The sequence below is a fragment of the Paenibacillus sp. 1-18 genome, from assembly GCF_000520755.1.
Lineage (GTDB): Bacteria > Bacillota > Bacilli > Paenibacillales > Paenibacillaceae > Paenibacillus > Paenibacillus brasilensis.
This window is the reverse complement of sequence record NZ_ASSB01000195.1, coordinates 35,385-50,618: the sequence shown is the minus strand read 5'-3', so window position 1 is coordinate 50,618 and position 15,234 is coordinate 35,385. Positions and strand designations below refer to the sequence as shown.

At 46.4% G+C, this 15,234-nt stretch carries 9 protein-coding genes and 3 pseudogenes; 4 read left to right on the top strand and 8 right to left on the bottom strand.

Features of this window, described 5'->3' with window-relative positions:
• Nucleotides 1–39: 39 nt before the first annotated feature.
• Nucleotides 40–852 (bottom strand): DUF3891 family protein, encoded by an 813-nt coding sequence (locus tag L693_RS0111835; protein WP_025717418.1) that lies wholly within the window; start codon nucleotides 850–852, stop codon nucleotides 40–42.
• A gap of 343 nt (nucleotides 853–1,195) precedes the next feature.
• Between L693_RS0111835 and L693_RS0111830 the strand changes: the two genes are divergently transcribed.
• The gene (locus L693_RS0111830; protein WP_025717417.1) at nucleotides 1,196–2,086 is read left to right on the top strand and encodes a hypothetical protein; all 891 of its coding nucleotides are present in this window, start codon (nucleotides 1,196–1,198) and stop codon (nucleotides 2,084–2,086) included.
• A 137-nt stretch (nucleotides 2,087–2,223) separates the two neighbouring features.
• Here the strand turns inward: L693_RS0111830 and L693_RS0111825 are convergent, their stop codons facing one another.
• The 4 genes and pseudogenes from L693_RS0111825 to L693_RS0111810 form a co-directional block, all read right to left on the bottom strand.
• Nucleotides 2,224–3,081, bottom strand: coding sequence for a hypothetical protein (locus tag L693_RS0111825; RefSeq protein ID WP_025717416.1), 858 nt, complete (start codon nucleotides 3,079–3,081; stop codon nucleotides 2,224–2,226).
• Between the two features lie 183 nt (nucleotides 3,082–3,264).
• Nucleotides 3,265–3,711, bottom strand: coding sequence for an acetyltransferase (locus L693_RS0111820; RefSeq protein WP_025717415.1), 447 nt, complete (start codon nucleotides 3,709–3,711; stop codon nucleotides 3,265–3,267).
• Between the two features lie 123 nt (nucleotides 3,712–3,834).
• Nucleotides 3,835–5,335: pseudogene (locus L693_RS0111815) on the bottom strand (UxaA family hydrolase).
• A 17-nt stretch (nucleotides 5,336–5,352) separates the two neighbouring features.
• Nucleotides 5,353–5,991: pseudogene (locus L693_RS0111810) on the bottom strand (tagaturonate reductase); the annotation flags it as partial.
• Between the two features lie 228 nt (nucleotides 5,992–6,219).
• Here L693_RS0111810 and poxB point away from each other — a divergent pair.
• Complete coding sequence (gene poxB, locus L693_RS0111805; protein WP_025717413.1) at nucleotides 6,220–7,944, top strand: ubiquinone-dependent pyruvate dehydrogenase; 1,725 nt, start codon at nucleotides 6,220–6,222, stop codon at nucleotides 7,942–7,944.
• Between the two features lie 101 nt (nucleotides 7,945–8,045).
• Here poxB and L693_RS0111800 read toward each other — a convergent pair whose 3' ends face one another.
• The 3 genes and pseudogenes from L693_RS0111800 to uxaC all read right to left on the bottom strand — a co-directional run bounded on the left by L693_RS0111800 (nucleotide 8,046) and on the right by uxaC (nucleotide 12,115).
• Nucleotides 8,046–9,050 (bottom strand): LacI family DNA-binding transcriptional regulator, encoded by a 1,005-nt coding sequence (locus L693_RS0111800; protein ID WP_025717412.1) that lies wholly within the window; start codon nucleotides 9,048–9,050, stop codon nucleotides 8,046–8,048.
• Nucleotides 9,051–9,137: 87 nt separating this feature from the next.
• Nucleotides 9,138–10,538: pseudogene (locus L693_RS0111795) on the bottom strand (glycoside-pentoside-hexuronide (GPH):cation symporter).
• A 152-nt stretch (nucleotides 10,539–10,690) separates the two neighbouring features.
• Nucleotides 10,691–12,115 (bottom strand): glucuronate isomerase, encoded by a 1,425-nt coding sequence (gene uxaC, locus L693_RS0111790; RefSeq protein WP_025717411.1) that lies wholly within the window; start codon nucleotides 12,113–12,115, stop codon nucleotides 10,691–10,693.
• Nucleotides 12,116–12,617: 502 nt separating this feature from the next.
• On the opposite strand from uxaC, the gene alsS reads away from it, so the two are divergent.
• Together alsS and budA are read left to right on the top strand one after the other, a co-directional pair.
• Nucleotides 12,618–14,315, top strand: a complete 1,698-nt coding sequence (gene alsS / locus L693_RS0111785) for an acetolactate synthase AlsS (RefSeq protein WP_197029900.1) — start codon at nucleotides 12,618–12,620, stop codon at nucleotides 14,313–14,315.
• 161 nt (nucleotides 14,316–14,476) lie between these two features.
• Nucleotides 14,477–15,223 carry an acetolactate decarboxylase gene (gene budA / locus L693_RS0111780; RefSeq protein WP_025717409.1) on the top strand — a complete coding sequence of 249 codons (747 nt, stop codon included), beginning with the start codon at nucleotides 14,477–14,479 and terminating at the stop codon, nucleotides 15,221–15,223.
• The last annotated feature ends 11 nt before the right edge of the window (nucleotides 15,224–15,234 follow it).

The window sequence follows — 15,234 nt, the reverse complement described above, 5'->3', positions numbered from 1 at the left end:
GGGAGGCTTTGGGCTGTCCAGAGCCGTATCGGAAGACGGTCAGGCATTCTCCTTGTGTTTTTCTACTTCCATGATATGTTCAACGGTAAAGGTTCGATGCCTCCATTCGGAGGAACGGTAGGCTTGCAGAAGACCTGAAGTATGAATTTGCTCTTTGTCCACCTGCTTAAAGGTATGAGTAATCCCCACCTTCCCTTTAAAAGGAAAATAGGAAAGACCCACCGTCTGATCTGATAACCATTCGGCCCGAACCCGCCCGCCTTCATGTCGTACAGTCGGGAAACTCAAACCATCAGCAAACCACTCATAATCTGCCGCAGGTGTCCCTGGCTGCCGGCTGCACAGAAACAGACTCAATTCATCGCAGAACAACATTCTGCGCACATCTGTACGCACCTGATGTTCGAAGGTAACGCCGCCTGCCAGCTCCTGTTTGAGCCTGTGTCGACGCTGTTCCTCCTCCTCCTGATAAGCACGCGTAATCTGCTTGTCCTGAGTATTTCCATACTCAATCCGTCCGACCAGCTCCTTGTACATCAAGCTGCACAGCAGCGCCGCATACGAATTCACTTGCTCCACTTCATCAATCCCCAAATGATAAAACACAAAACGAGGACTGAGTGGAAAATCAATAAATGTATAAGGTGCAGATACATGATCATTCCAGAAAGGAGCAGCGTCTAACTTCATCCAACCTCGGTCATGCTCCTTAGCTGCATATACAAAATCCTGCTTATGCCGTCGATTCTTAAAGGCATTCTCTTCCCATTGTGAAGCCAGCTCACCTGAAATGTGGGCATGGTCATGCTGCGTCGTCATTACATAAGCTTGGTCCGTTTCATAAATAACCATATGCTCTCCCCTTCCGTTTGGCGATTCATCTGATATGTGTACAAACTTTCTGATTGAAGGACATGGTTATACTTTCACTCATTATATCAGGATAAGGGTAAAAAGGCAGTGAAGTTTTCTCCACCCTTACTTCCCATTACCGCTTAATTCCTCACTCAAAACTGCTACTTTATGATCCCTTCCATTTTCAGAACCATGTTGTTAAAAAACACGACTTGGACACTAAATATTCATAAATATAATATCGTCTGAATGAATTTACGAAAAAGACTATCGAATGATACGATAAGACTATATGATATTCCAATCATTACCTATGTACCTAAATCAGGAGGATTACAAAATGGAAGAATTAGTTCGTTCGATTCAAAAAAAGATGCGATTCAAAAAGGTTGTTTGCTGGCTGGCGATCATTATGTTTGGTCTGTGCACCTTGGTTGGCGTTGCAGCTCAAGAATGGCTTCTGACGCTCCTCTCGCTGGGAATGACAGTTCTAGGGATCTATGCTTTAACACTGATGCGTGGTATGTCAAAGTTCACCAAGGAGTATCAGCCGGGAAAAGGCTATGGTTATTATCGCTGTACAGTTCAACAGAAGCTTCGTTATCTCACTTGGGCGCAGTGGCTGGCGGGTGCCTTTATCATCTTGATGATCTTTGTGTTCGACACCCGGCCAACCTCTTTTCTCATAGTCATCCTTGCTATTCTGACGATTCAGTTCAGTATTAAGAAACGGATTAAAAATCATCAGGAGCCGGATGCCGCCGAACTGGATGGGTTTGTACGGATGGGGATGATTTCTCCGCAGGAACAACCGATTGGAGTGTATAAAGATTTTGTACATCTAACCCATACATTTCGCGGTAATCAAATTGTTATCGTTACGGACAAGCGACTGATTTCTGTGTTTGTGGAGGAGCAGGGACGTGCGGTGAAAACAGAAATGCTGCTCTCGGGTATAAACAAGGTACGAGTAATCGGTACCGGCTTTCAGGGAAAAGGAATATTGCTGTCTGTGAGCAACCGTGACCATAACGAGCTTCACATCCATATGGTCGGGAAAAGTATTTTCTTTTCTCCAGAGCAGTTCATAGGCTCCTTATTGCGAGCACTGGATGCAGCACTAAAAATTGGGACATATCGTACAGAAGAAACATTCCCAGCTTACCAACAAACGCGGATTTCATTGCACCCCTCAGAACAGGGTCTCCTGCATAAGTCTACAACGGCTTAAATAAACGCCAAATAGCAAGTAAGCCCTGATCATAATGAGCTTGCTTGCTATTTGGTATACCTTACGTCAACTGCTAATGATTGGCTCCATGATAAAATACCGAGATGAGGTCATGACTTGTAACAAACACCAGCAAGCTAAACAGACTGAGCGACAGCGGCCGTGAAATCAATTTTTTCATCCTTTAACACTCCTTTTAGAATAGTTATATATTGGTCTTGCTGTGTTGCTGTAGCTTGGGTTCGGAAAACCTCAAATATAGCGGTGCATTTTCTAAACTCATGCTCATGTTCCATACCCAGGGTATCTGACAGCATGAGGGGTTGCAGAATATAATCCAATGCGGCTGTAACCTGTTGCTGCTTGATATAGTAGAGAGCCAGTTGATAGCAGAAGCGAAAATAATAAGATACGTTTACAGGCTCTTCAAAATATTTGAAATCATCAATTTGTTCGGCAAATGATTGAAGTATATCCTCTAAAGGGTAGTCATACCTGTACGCTCCCTCTACGATGGAAAGAAGCCCCGGTAACAGCTCTTCCGGATTGTCTCGAAGAAATTGGACGTAATCCTCTAGCGCTTCAGAATGACCGGACAAAATATCCAGGGCATACAGATTGGCTCTGGCGGCATGCCGATAATATTCGACCTCTGCTTCACCATACGGATCAAGCCCATTAAACCAGCCCAATTCCGCATATTTTTCGATACAATCGCGGGCGGCTTCATAATTGCCCTGTTTTTGGAAGGCCATGCCTTTCATAAGATGACTGTAGCCGTAATAATATACTAGCGGCCGTTTGTTATGTATGAGTTGTACAGGCTTCTTGCGCGCTTTATAAAGCTGCAGCTCCTGATACTTTTGGCTGGCCTGGTTATACAGATGATCACATAAAGCAATCATGTCAGCTCCGTCTGCAAATGAAAATGACAGCTTAATCATGTTAACAAGTGTGTCCAGATCTGTGATATGGGAGTGAACGAGATCATCCACCCTCCCCACCTCCTTGTCCGACTTTTAGTACTCATCAAACAAAAGCATGATCTACGTTCCATCTGAAATATAACTTAATTACGTATTTATTACGTAATTAAGTTATATCATAAAATCAAATGTGTGGCAACAAAATTATGATAATATATTCCAGTTATGAACATGGGGGCGGATATCCTTCGTTTACTGGTTCCACTCCATATGAAGCAAAGGAAATGCCCGACCTGATCCATCCAGTTCGGATCGTCCTGTTTGGACAAAGCCGAGATGCTTGTAAAATGCATGTGCTTTCTCATTTTGCTCATTTACGTCCACTTTGAGGTGTGTACCTTTTATTTTCCCGGCATGCTGGATGAGCCGACTGCCTATGCCCTGCCCATGCAACTCAGGATCGACAAATAGCATCTCTATTTGGGACCCGTCCAGCCCGATAAACCCTGTTGGACCTTGACTTTCATTCCATGCCATCCAAATTTCGACTTCTCTAAGGGCGCCATTGCGCACGATATGATGATAAAATTGGATATCCTCTTCCTCTAAAAAGGTGTGTGTCCGGCGTACAGCCCGGTGCCAAATATCTACGAGCTGATCATGATTTTCTTCACGATAAGCTATAATTGCATTTTGCACTGTATTCCCTCCTATTCTAACGCGATTCGGCGTGTTTCCCCTAAAGTCTAGCACACCTCTTTAGAGATATACAGCGTAAAAAGGAAGCGGAATAAATTCCGCCTCCCGATGTGTTCCAAGCTTCTATAACGTAACGCCGTTTTTAAAAATAGCAAGCTCCCTGAAATTTTTTTTCTCATTATTCACCCAGGTTCCGCTGGCTACATCGACAATATAATCCCACAAAGTTGCGGAGCGCATCTTCCATACTGACATCCTCCACCAACGAACCGGCGTTGTAGTCGATCCAATGGGGCTTAGCCTGATAGAGAGGTGAGTTGGTCGATACCTTCATCGTCGGAACAAAGGAGCCAAAAGGCGTGCCGCGTCCGGTTGTGAAAATAACGAGCTGGCAGCCCGCTGCTGCGAGTGCCGAAGAAGCAACCAGATCGTTCCCCGGTGCGCTGAGCAGGTTGAGTCCTTTGGTCTTGAGACGCTCCCCGTATTGAATAACATCGGTGACCGTAGAGGACCCGGATTTTTGCGTACAGCCCAGTGATTTATCCTCTAGTGTCGTGATGCCTCCTGCTTTATTCCCCGGTGACGGATTTTCGTATACTGGCTGCTTGTAATCCAGAAAATATTGCTTAAAATCGTTAATCAGATGTACAATCTTCCCGAATACTTGCTCATCGGCGGCACGCTCCATTAAAATGGTCTCTGCACCGAACATTTCAGGCACCTCAGTCAGCACCGTTGTTCCACCCTGCGCTGCCATATAATCCGACAATCGTCCGAGCAGTGGATTGGCAGTAATGCCTGACAGGCCGTCAGAGCCGCCGCATTTCAAGCCAATATTCAGCTCGGATAAAGGCACAGGCTCACGCCGATCCTCTTGGACAGCCGCAAAAATTCCATGCAGCAGCCGTACCCCTTCCTCCACCTCATCCGATACTTCCTGAGACAGCAAAAACTTTATCCGCTCCGTATCATATTCACTGATAGCTTCCTTGAATTCCTTCATCTCGTTGTTCTCACAGCCCAAACCAAGCACAAGTACACCGCCTGCGTTCGCGTGCTTCACGGCATCAACTAAAATTGTTCGTGTATAGGCATGATCATCCCCAAGCTGAGAACAACCGTAGTTATGCTTGAGCACAAGTGCATTTTCAAAAGGCGAAATATCGCCCACTTCCTGCTTGAAGCGGTTCAAAATAAGCTCGGCAATCCCGTTCACACAACCGACCGTTGGGACAATCCACAACTCATTGCGAATCCCCACACGACCGTCTTTACGGCGAAAGCCTTGAAACGTCCGGTTCTCCTGTTCATATAAAAGGGGCGCTGGCTTAGGATTGTAGGTATATTCCTCGACGCCTGTCAGATTTGTCTTCGTATTATGCGTGTGCACATGCTGCCCGGCCTGAATGGGCTGAGTGGCATGACCGATGGGATATCCGTATTTCAGGACATGCTCACCTTCAGATATGTTCTGTAGCGCAATTTTATGCCCGCGCGCAACATCGTCGGACAGCTCTACGCGCTGATCTTCTTGTTCTCCCCACGCCAGTGTCTCTCCCCGCTTATAATCACGCAGAACGACAGCCACGTTGTCTTGATCATGTATTTGAATGAATTCCAGCATTCCGGTTTCCTCCTTGCTTATGCTCTAGGCACGCCGTTCCCGGTTAGAGATTCCAGCGTCTCCTTTATTCCTCTGCTTGTCATTTCATACACGTGCTGTGCCGTCTGTTCAGTCAGCCTTTCGACCTGGTTCAGGTCTTGCCCCCACCATGCCTGCTTGCCAAGTACCTGTTCAGTTAATTGCTGCGCTTCGGCAAGGCTTCCGTCATATCTACTCCACAGCTCACCAAACGCACCCAATACTTCCGCTTCGTCTGCCAGGGCGATTGGCTCACCGTTTCTGTCTCCCCGGTAAAATACGAGCAGGGACGCCAGCGAAAATACCATTTTGGCAGGCAGTGCCTTATGCTGCTTCACATACTGTAGCAAGGACGGCAAGTTCCGTGTCTTGAACTTGGACACCGAATTCAGAGCGATGCTCATGACATAATGATTTACATATGGATTACGGAAACGTTCAATAACATCGTCGGCATATAGATTCAATTCCGCTTCCGGAGAGTCCAGTGTCGGAATAATTTCTTCTCGAATCAGCGCTTGGATAAAAGCGCCCATAACATCATGCTCGACCGCCTGCCCCACCGTATCCAGGCCATATAAATAAGCGACAGGTGTAAGCGCCGTATGCGCCCCATTCAAAATACGCACCTTACGTGTGACAATAATATGAACACGTTAACATACATGATTATACAACAAACATCAGTCCAGCCCTCCCTTCTGCTGTTTCACACTGATATAAGACGGTTAAGGCTAACTATCCCCTCTCCCGCGAGCTTGTCCTGATATACATTTCAGCAGAATAAATACAAAAAGGCACGGGCAGGATAACGTTACTTACTAGACAATAGCTGGCTAGACAAAAGCTGAGCAGGAGGAACTTCTATGAAGACAATCGCAGATACCATCGTACAAGTTTTGGTCAACGCAGGAATCAAACGAATTTATGGCATCGTTGGAGATTCTTTAAATAATATGGTTGATTCCATCCGCAGTAATGGTCAAATTGAATGGATTCATGTAAGGCACGAAGAGGTCGCTGCCTTTGCAGCCGGAGCGGATGCTAACCTTAGTGGAAGCATTGCTGTATGTACCGGAAGCAGTGGTCCCGGAAACCTGCATCTGATTAACGGATTATATGATTGCCACCGCAATCGGGTACCTGTACTCGCTATTGCAGCCCATATTCCAAGCGACGAGATCGGAAGCGAATACTTTCAGGCTACACATCCCGAGCATCTTTTCGGAGAATGCAGCCACTTCTGTGAGGTGATTACGACACCACGGCAAGTTCCAAGAATCGTGACCATGGCCCTTCAACAGGCAGTTTCACGTTCAGGTGTATCCGTCATTGTTCTTCCTGGTGATGTAGCAGCCTTGGAGGCGGAAAAGGTACCTGTACCCGAACATGTCTACCATCCCACTGCACCTGTTGTGCATCCATCACCTTCCGAAATTTCCCGGCTGGCCGAGTATTTGAATAAAGGCAAACGAATTACTTTACTCTGCGGGGCCGGCTGTTCACAATCTCACGAATTGCTCATGCAGCTGTGCGACAAGCTACAATCACCTATGGTATCCGCTTTGCGGGGCAAGGAATACCTCGAATATAACAATCCTTATTATGCAGGCTTGACCGGGCTGATCGGATATTCCTCCGGGTACCATGCGATGATGGATTGTGACGTCCTGCTCATGCTCGGAACTGATTTTCCTTACAGACAATTTTATCCCGAAAATGCGATTATACTGCAGGTAGATATAGAGCCCGCCCACCTTGGCAGACGCACTGCTTTAACCTATGGTTTATGCGGGGATGTCAAAGCAACACTAGAGATGCTGCTTCCTCATTTAACGACGGAGCATGAGTCCAGGCATCTGGAAAAAGCCGTTTCACACTATACCAAGGTCCGTCGGGAGCTGGATGAACTGGCGGCTGGTAAACCAGGCCATACACCGATCCATCCGCAATACCTCACCAGAGTCATTAGTGATGCCGCTCAGGAAAATGCCATTTTTACCTGTGATGTCGGTACACCCACGGTGTGGGCAGCACGTTATTTGCAGATGAACGGCCAACGGCGGCTGATCGGTTCCTTCAACCACGGTACGATGGCAAACGCATTGCCGCAAGCGATCGGTGCACAGGCCACTGAGCCTGGTCGGCAGGTTATTTCCCTGTCGGGCGATGGCGGACTCACGATGCTGATGGGCGATCTGCTTACCCTAAAGCAGCATCAATTGCCTGTAAAAGTCATTGTATTCAATAATGGTGCTCTTGGCTTTGTCGAGCTGGAAATGAAAGCGGCTGGGTTCCTGGAAAGTGGCACCGAGTTGATTAACCCTGATTTTGGCGCTGTAGCGCAAGCCATGGGACTCATGGGCATTCGAGTTGAAGATCCATCCATGCTGGAGGATGCCATTCAGCAAGCATTAGCCTATGATGACCCTGTGGTGGTGGATGTGGTGGTGAACCGTCAGGAGCTATCCATGCCGCCTAAAATTAATCTAAAACAAGCACAAGGCTTTACACTGTGGATGATGAAAGCAGTGCTGAACGGACGCGGTGACGAGATTATTGAACTTGCGAAAACCAATCTCTTACGTTAAATACCGGCAAAGCAGCACGATGTCAACAAAAAAAGGGGCGGGAACAGCGCTTGATGCACTGAACCTGCCCCTTTTGCCCTGCCTGGATTCAAAAACGATACTCAGCGTAATCTCTCTGCTGTTGATTTCCGCTTCATAAGCGTAGTCTCCATAAATATAAGCTCACCCTCATTCGACGGCGACTGAATCCGCTCGAGAATGCACTCAGCTCCGCGTTCGCTAATCTGTTCGATCGGCCTTTTGACGGTCGTTAACGGCGGGGTCGTATACATAGAGAAACCAATATCGTCAAAGCCAATAACAGATACATCCTCAGGTACCTTCAAGCCGTACTCAAATACGGCGTTCATCGCCCCGATGGCCATATCATCGTTCGAGCAAAATACCGCGGTCGGCGGCTCCTGCAAGGAAAGCAGCCGCTTCATCGCCTGGCTTCCGCTTTCGGTATCATAATGACCCTGTACGATGTATTCGTGTCGAATCGGCTTACCCTTATCAATCAGCGCATTCATAAAACCCTCGCGGCGTTGCTGGGTAGACTTGAAGCCTTCCACCCCTTCAATGATCGCAATACGTTCATGTCCACTTTCGATGAGAAAGGAAACCGCCGCATAGGACCCTTCCTTATCATTGGAAATCACGTTCACGATGCCAGCTCCAGACACCTGCCGGTTCAGCACAACAAGCGGGATGCCCTGACCAAGCACATGATAAATAAACGGGTTGTCCGCTTCGCTTTGACTCATCAGAATGATGCCATCAAATCGCTTGCGATGAATAGCCGAAAAGTCGGTGTAGTCGTCAATGCCCCGCACAAACAAATTGTAATCCACCCCGATAACATGATTCACTCCACGGATGGTATCCGCAAAGAAGCTGGAACTGGTGCCTTCTGAAATACTGGTAAAAAACAAGCCTATCGTATGCGAGCGCTGGAGAACAAGGCTCTTCGCGTTAAAGTTTGGAATGTAATTCAATTGCTCTGCCAATTCCATAATTTTGCGTTTCGTATCTTCTTTAATCAGCGGACTATTGTTAAGCGCCCGGGAGACGGTTGTATGGGAAACATTAGCCAATTTGGCAATGTCTTTAATGGTAGCTGCCATATACGTATCCTTTCTTTAGTGAGACTCTAAAAAAATTATATACTCACCATACCACAGGAGCCGCCCGGAAAAGAAGACTTTCACAAATTATACGCGGTTTTCCGCATGTCGACGCTGTAAGTCTTGAACCATTTCTGCATGTCTGCTGTCAGTCAGCTTATACATCTTACCGATAACCAGCATGTCCAAAGCCAGGGCAACAGCCGGATAGAGACAAAGCAAGGCCTTGATCCCGACCAATGTTCCAGAAGACTGAACCACATTCGGTACATATCCAACTAGCGCCAGCCCAATACCCGATAGAAAGCCGGACAAGGATTGAGCCAGCTTGCGCGAAAAGTTAAAAAGTGAATACGTAATCCCTTCCTTCCGCTCTCCGGATGACCATTCGCCGTAATCAATGATATCGGAGACAAATGCCCAGGTAACTCCGTTAGGAATACTAATACCAATGAACGAAATACTGGCCAGAATTGTAAAAATATATACATTTGAAGGCATAAAAAAGTTCACGGAGTCGGCGATGACACTGACCAGCATCCCGAATATAGCTGTTTTCCGTTTACCAAAACGCCGCACCAGCTTGGGCAGGAATAACACACCCAGCAACGACGAGCCGATAATAATAAAATTCATATAAGACATTAACTCTACATGCCCCAAATTATATTCAGCAAAATAGATCAGCAGTGCGGACTTGATATTGTACGCGGATATGGTGAAAATCGTCATTAAAACGAGTACCAGCAAAGGCTTGTTATTCGTAAAGGTGTGTACGATAACGCCTATAGATAGCTTTTCTTTTGGTCCGGACTGACTAATAATGCGTTCTTTCGTTCCTCGATAACAAATGATGAAAGCGATCACACCAATGAGTGACATAATTCCCATCACAACCGGATATCCAACATGATGGTTGGGAAACAGCAAAATCAGCGGCATGACAATGACACTGGTTACAAATAATGCGCCCAGTGAGCCCGCCTAACGGAAAGAAGACAAGGAGGCCCGCTGAATGGTATCCTGCGTAATGGCCGCACCCAGTGAGCCATATGGAATATTGACAATAGAATAGCCAATTCCCCAGATCATATAGGACGCATAAGCGTAAATAAGTTTGCCTGTAGGTGAAATATTGGGCGAAACAAAGGTGAGAATCGTAAGAATCGCAAGGATAACGCTTCCAATGATGAGAAAAGGTCTGAATTTTCCACGTGAACCGATATGCTTGCGATAATCAACAAAGGACCCGACAACCGGATCACATACAGCGGCAAACAGCTTGCTGACCAAAAAAAAGCCTGCTGCTGCTGCGGCTGAAACACCTGCTACATCCGTAAAAAATTTCAGTAGATACAACTGCCCCAAATCAAACATGAATCCGTTCCCAAAATCACCCATACCGTAAGAAATCTTTTCTTTCAGGCTAATGTGCTCGCCAGTCTTGTTGTCAGCTAGGACGCTCTCCTGTACGATAGGCACTCCCATACCTACTCACTCCTCTTTATTTGTGATTTAATTCACATGGTTGTTTGATATTTATCCTGTTGTTAATCGCTCTTACCAGGTCTTTGGATACAGCTTCCTGGCAAGAGCACTTTTTTATGAAGTTTGTAAGCTATTACCTTGGCTTAACAGTGTCACTTGCTATGAACAACAGTAGGGAAATTAAAATATTGCTCGGCGTTATTGTAGCAAATATTTTGTACCATGCCTCCGAGCAGCTCCATATCTTCAGGAGCCTTGCCCTCCTGAACCCACGTTCCGATCAGATCACAGAGTATACGTCGGAAGTATTCGTGGCGTGTGTAGGACAGGAAGCTGCGAGAATCCGTTAGCATCCCGATAAAACGGGACAGCACCCCGTGGTTGGCCAGCAGTTTCATCTGCTCCTGCATGCCTTCGATATGGTCATTAAACCACCATGCAGTGCCAAACTGAATTTTCCCCACGCTTCCACCGGATTGGAAGCAGCCCGCGAGACTTGCCAGCACGGGATAATCACCCGAATTAAGCGAGTACAAAATCGTTCGCGGCAACCCTCCTGCCAGCTCCTGTGCGTCCAGCAATGCCGCCAGCGAACGAGCGATGGAGCCGTCATTTACGGCATCATAGCCGGTATCCGGTCCCAAACGACGGAACATCGCGGTGTTATTGTTGCGCGGCGCGTGAATATGGTACTGCATGGCCCAGCCCAGCTCTGCATACTGCTTCCCGAGGAATACCAGCACGTATGATTTGTATTTTGCCTCCTCTAACGGGGTCACACGACCTTCCGTCAGCGCCTTGTTGAATATGGCTGCCGCTTCTTCCCGTGTCGCTTCCTCGTAGACTACTGTATCCAGCGCATGATCGGATACCCGTCCTCCAGCAGCGTGGAAATGGCGAACCCGGCTTGCCAGCGCATTCAAAAATCCTTCAAAGCCGGAAACATTCAGACCGCTAACCTCGCCCAACCGGGCCACCCAAGGCTGGAAGGTTTCACGATTAATTTCCAGTGCTTTGTCTGGGCGGAAGCTTGGCAGTACAGCTACTGGGAAATCGCTCAGCTTGCTGATTTGCTTATGGTATTCAAGATGGTCCGTTGGATCATCTGTGGTGCACACAACAGTTACCTTCGAATTCATAATCAGATCACGTGCCCCAAAGCCCTTTCCCTGCAGCTGTTGGTTTATTTTCTCCCAGATCAAAGGCGCGTTCTGTTCATTTAACAGTTCATAGACACCGAAAAAGCGTTGAAGCTCCAAATGTGTCCAATGATACAGTGGATTACCGATCAGTGTAGGTACAGTTTTGGCCCAGGCCAAAAACTTGTCATAATCTTCAGCATCCCCCGTAATCAGGCGTTCCTCTACCCCATTGGCCCGCATAAGTCTCCACTTGTAATGATCTCCGTACAGCCAAGCTTCCGTAATATTCTTGAATTTTTTATTTTCGTAAATTTCCTGTGGACTTAAATGACAATGATAGTCGATAATCGGCATATCCTTGGCATACTGATGATACAAAATTTCAGCTGTAGGATTGCTTAACAAAAAGTTTTCATCTAAAAATGCTTTAGTCACGACTCTCTCATCCCTTCTATGGTCATCTTTCCAACTAAATTGTTAACGTTAACAATTTATTCTTCACTCTACCTATTATTTAGCAATAGCATTCTGAATAAATTAACAGGTCACGTTATTATACAGAATGATGAAGCTATATTACGATTCTTGCTTGTCATAGCGCCCTGGATCGTTTCACCTCAAATTTAATGTTTACGTTAACAACAATTACATTGTAACCGCTATCCTTTGTAGAGGAAAGTGATTTTTATCATGTGGAATGACAAAAAATAAACAGCCCCCCTTCATCCTTCACCTAAATAAAAAACTCTTTCTGCTACAAAGCGTAACGCATTATTTGAAATCCTTTGAAACGACGTTTCGAAAACGATTTCATCATTTTTTGGCAATTTTCAGAAAATTTCTCTCTTGAAAATACCAGTTATTGCATTATAATTGTAATATGCAACCATTGTTTTACATTGAAAGTATTTCATATATTTCAAAGACAAAAGAAGAGGTGACTGCATTGAGTACAAAAGTGCAAGATGTCCAAACAAAAACCAATACAAAAGGAGCTGACCTTGTTGTCGATTGTTTGATCAAGCAAGGCGTAACGCACATTTTTGGCATTCCGGGTGCCAAGATTGATTCCGTTTTTGACGTTCTTCAAGATCGCGGTCCAGAATTGATCATATGCCGCCATGAACAAAACGCCGCCTTTATGGCAGCAGCGGTCGGTCGCTTAACCGGAAAACCAGGCGTATGCCTTGTTACCTCTGGTCCCGGCGCATCGAATTTGGCGACAGGACTTGTCACCGCTAATGCGGAAAGTGATCCCGTCGTTGCTTTGGCTGGTGCAGTCCCAAGATCCGAAGGCTTGAAACGCACACATCAATCTATGGATAATGCCGGACTATTCGAACCCATCACCAAATACAGCGTCGAAGTAGAACATCCTGATAATGTACCGGAAGCTATTACCAACGCATTTCGGATTGCGACCTCAGCCCAGCCTGGAGCAACCTTTGTCAGTCTGCCGCAGGACGTGTTGACTTCGTCATCCGAAGTAACAGCGATTGAAAAGCTTTCCCGTCCACAACTTGGTATTGCACCAGCCGGACTAATCAAACAAGTCGCAGGCCAAATTAAAAAAGCTAAGCTGCCCGTACTTCTCCTCGGTATGAAAGCCAGCACTCCCGCAGCCACAGCAGCCATTCGCGCACTCATTCGAAATACAGATTTGCCTGTAGTCGAAACCTTTCAGGCCGCTGGAGCCATCTCTCGTGAGCTGGAAAGCCACTATTTCGGAAGAGTGGGTCTGTTCCACAACCAACCGGGTGACATGCTTCTTGCGGCCGCAGATCTGGTACTGACAATTGGTTATGATCCAATTGAATACGATCCAAAAAACTGGAACGTTCCTGCAAATCGAACTCTTATTCACCTGGATGATCATCAAGCAGATATCGACCATGATTATCAGCCGGACTACGAGCTCATCGGTAATATAGCCCTGATCGTAAGTAGCCTCGCAGAGGAAATACCTACATTAAAGCTGCCAGAGGCCTCATGCGCTCAAATGAACCGCCTTCGCCAGGATTTGAATGACCAGGCTGAGATTCCTGCACGCAAACACAACTATCTGATTCATCCATTGCAATTCATTCGTACATTACGCAGCCTGATTGATGATAACGTTACGGTCACCTGTGATGTGGGCTCACACTATATTTGGATGGCCCGATACTTCCGTTCCTATGAGCCGCGTCGCCTTCTGTTCAGCAACGGGATGCAGACATTAGGTGTAGCTCTGCCCTGGGGGATAGCTGCCACACTTGTCAATCCTGGTCAAAAGGTCGTTTCTATTTCTGGTGATGGAGGATTTCTTTTTTCATCCATGGAGCTCGAAACCGCCGTACGTCTCAACTCCCCACTCGTGCATATCGTATGGAGAGATGGAACCTACGACATGGTCGCTTTTCAGCAAAAGATTAAATACGGCAGAACTTCCGGTGTAGAATTCGGAAATGTAGATATTGTGAAATATGCTGAAAGCTTTGGGGCAACCGGATTGCGTGTACATGGTCCAGATGAACTGGAAAGTGTGCTGCAGCAGGCACTCCTTTCCGAGGGTCCCGTAGTCGTCGATATTCCGATTGATTATCAGGATAATATCCAGCTGGGACGTAAACTGCTTCCGAATCAATTAAACTAGCCTTAACTGTTGCTCAGTCGTAACAGCTTCGTGACAATTAAGGAATTTATCGTTTTTTTATGCTTTTTTTGAGTTGTTCATGTTATTTACAGAGAATTTACGTTTATTATTGAAAAGAAAAGAAAATAAATGAATAAAATCACAAAAGGAAGTGTATTGCCATGACCGTTGCGGAACTGGAAAACAAGGAAGAAACTGAGCATGATATTTACCAGACATCCACCATGCTTGCATTATTAGATGGTCTTTATGATGGGGTCGTTGCCTTCAAGGAATTGCAAAAGCACGGGGATTTCGGGCTCGGCACCTTTGATCAACTCAATGGTGAAATGATCGCGTTTGATGGTGAATTTTATCACTTGCTTCCAGACGGTACGGCCCATCGTGTAAAACCGGAAGAGACCACTCCTTTTTCCACAGTCACCTTTTTTCGTGAAGATTTCACATATACTATTGATCGTCCCATGCGTCGTGATGAATTGGAAGCCTTGTTGCTCAAACTGTTTCCAAGCCGCAATTTATTCTACGCCTTCCGTCTAGATGGCACCTTCCGTGAAGTAAAGACACGGACCGTGCCTCACCAAGTGAAGCCCTATAAGCCTTTTATTGAAGCAACCAAGTCACAGCCTACCTTTACTTTTAATGAGACTTCCGGCGTGGTCACAGGCTTCTGGACACCTGCCTATGCCCAAGGTATCGGTGTAGCTGGATTTCACCTGCATTTTATTAACGATGAACGCACCGGAGGCGGTCACGTTTTTGATTTAATCGCCGAAAAGTGCACCATCCGCCTTTGTCAAAAATCCAATCTGCATCTCGTGCTACCCGATACACCGGATTACTTGGCCGCCAACCTGTCCAGAGAAAACCTGGATAAGGAAATCGCTGTTACCGAGGGTGCGCAATAATCGCAGCATAT

Excerpts from the sequence above, each read along its gene's own strand:
- L693_RS0111835 (WP_025717418.1), bottom strand. The coding sequence starts at position 852 with ATGGTTATTTATGAAACGGACCAAGCTTATGTAATGACGACGCAGCAT.
- L693_RS0111830 (WP_025717417.1), top strand. The coding sequence starts at position 1,196 with ATGGAAGAATTAGTTCGTTCGATTCAAAAAAAGATGCGATTCAAAAAG.
- poxB (WP_025717413.1), top strand. The coding sequence starts at position 6,220 with ATGAAGACAATCGCAGATACCATCGTACAAGTTTTGGTCAACGCAGGA.
- L693_RS0111800 (WP_025717412.1), bottom strand. The coding sequence starts at position 9,050 with ATGGCAGCTACCATTAAAGACATTGCCAAATTGGCTAATGTTTCCCAT.
- budA (WP_025717409.1), top strand. The coding sequence starts at position 14,477 with ATGACCGTTGCGGAACTGGAAAACAAGGAAGAAACTGAGCATGATATT.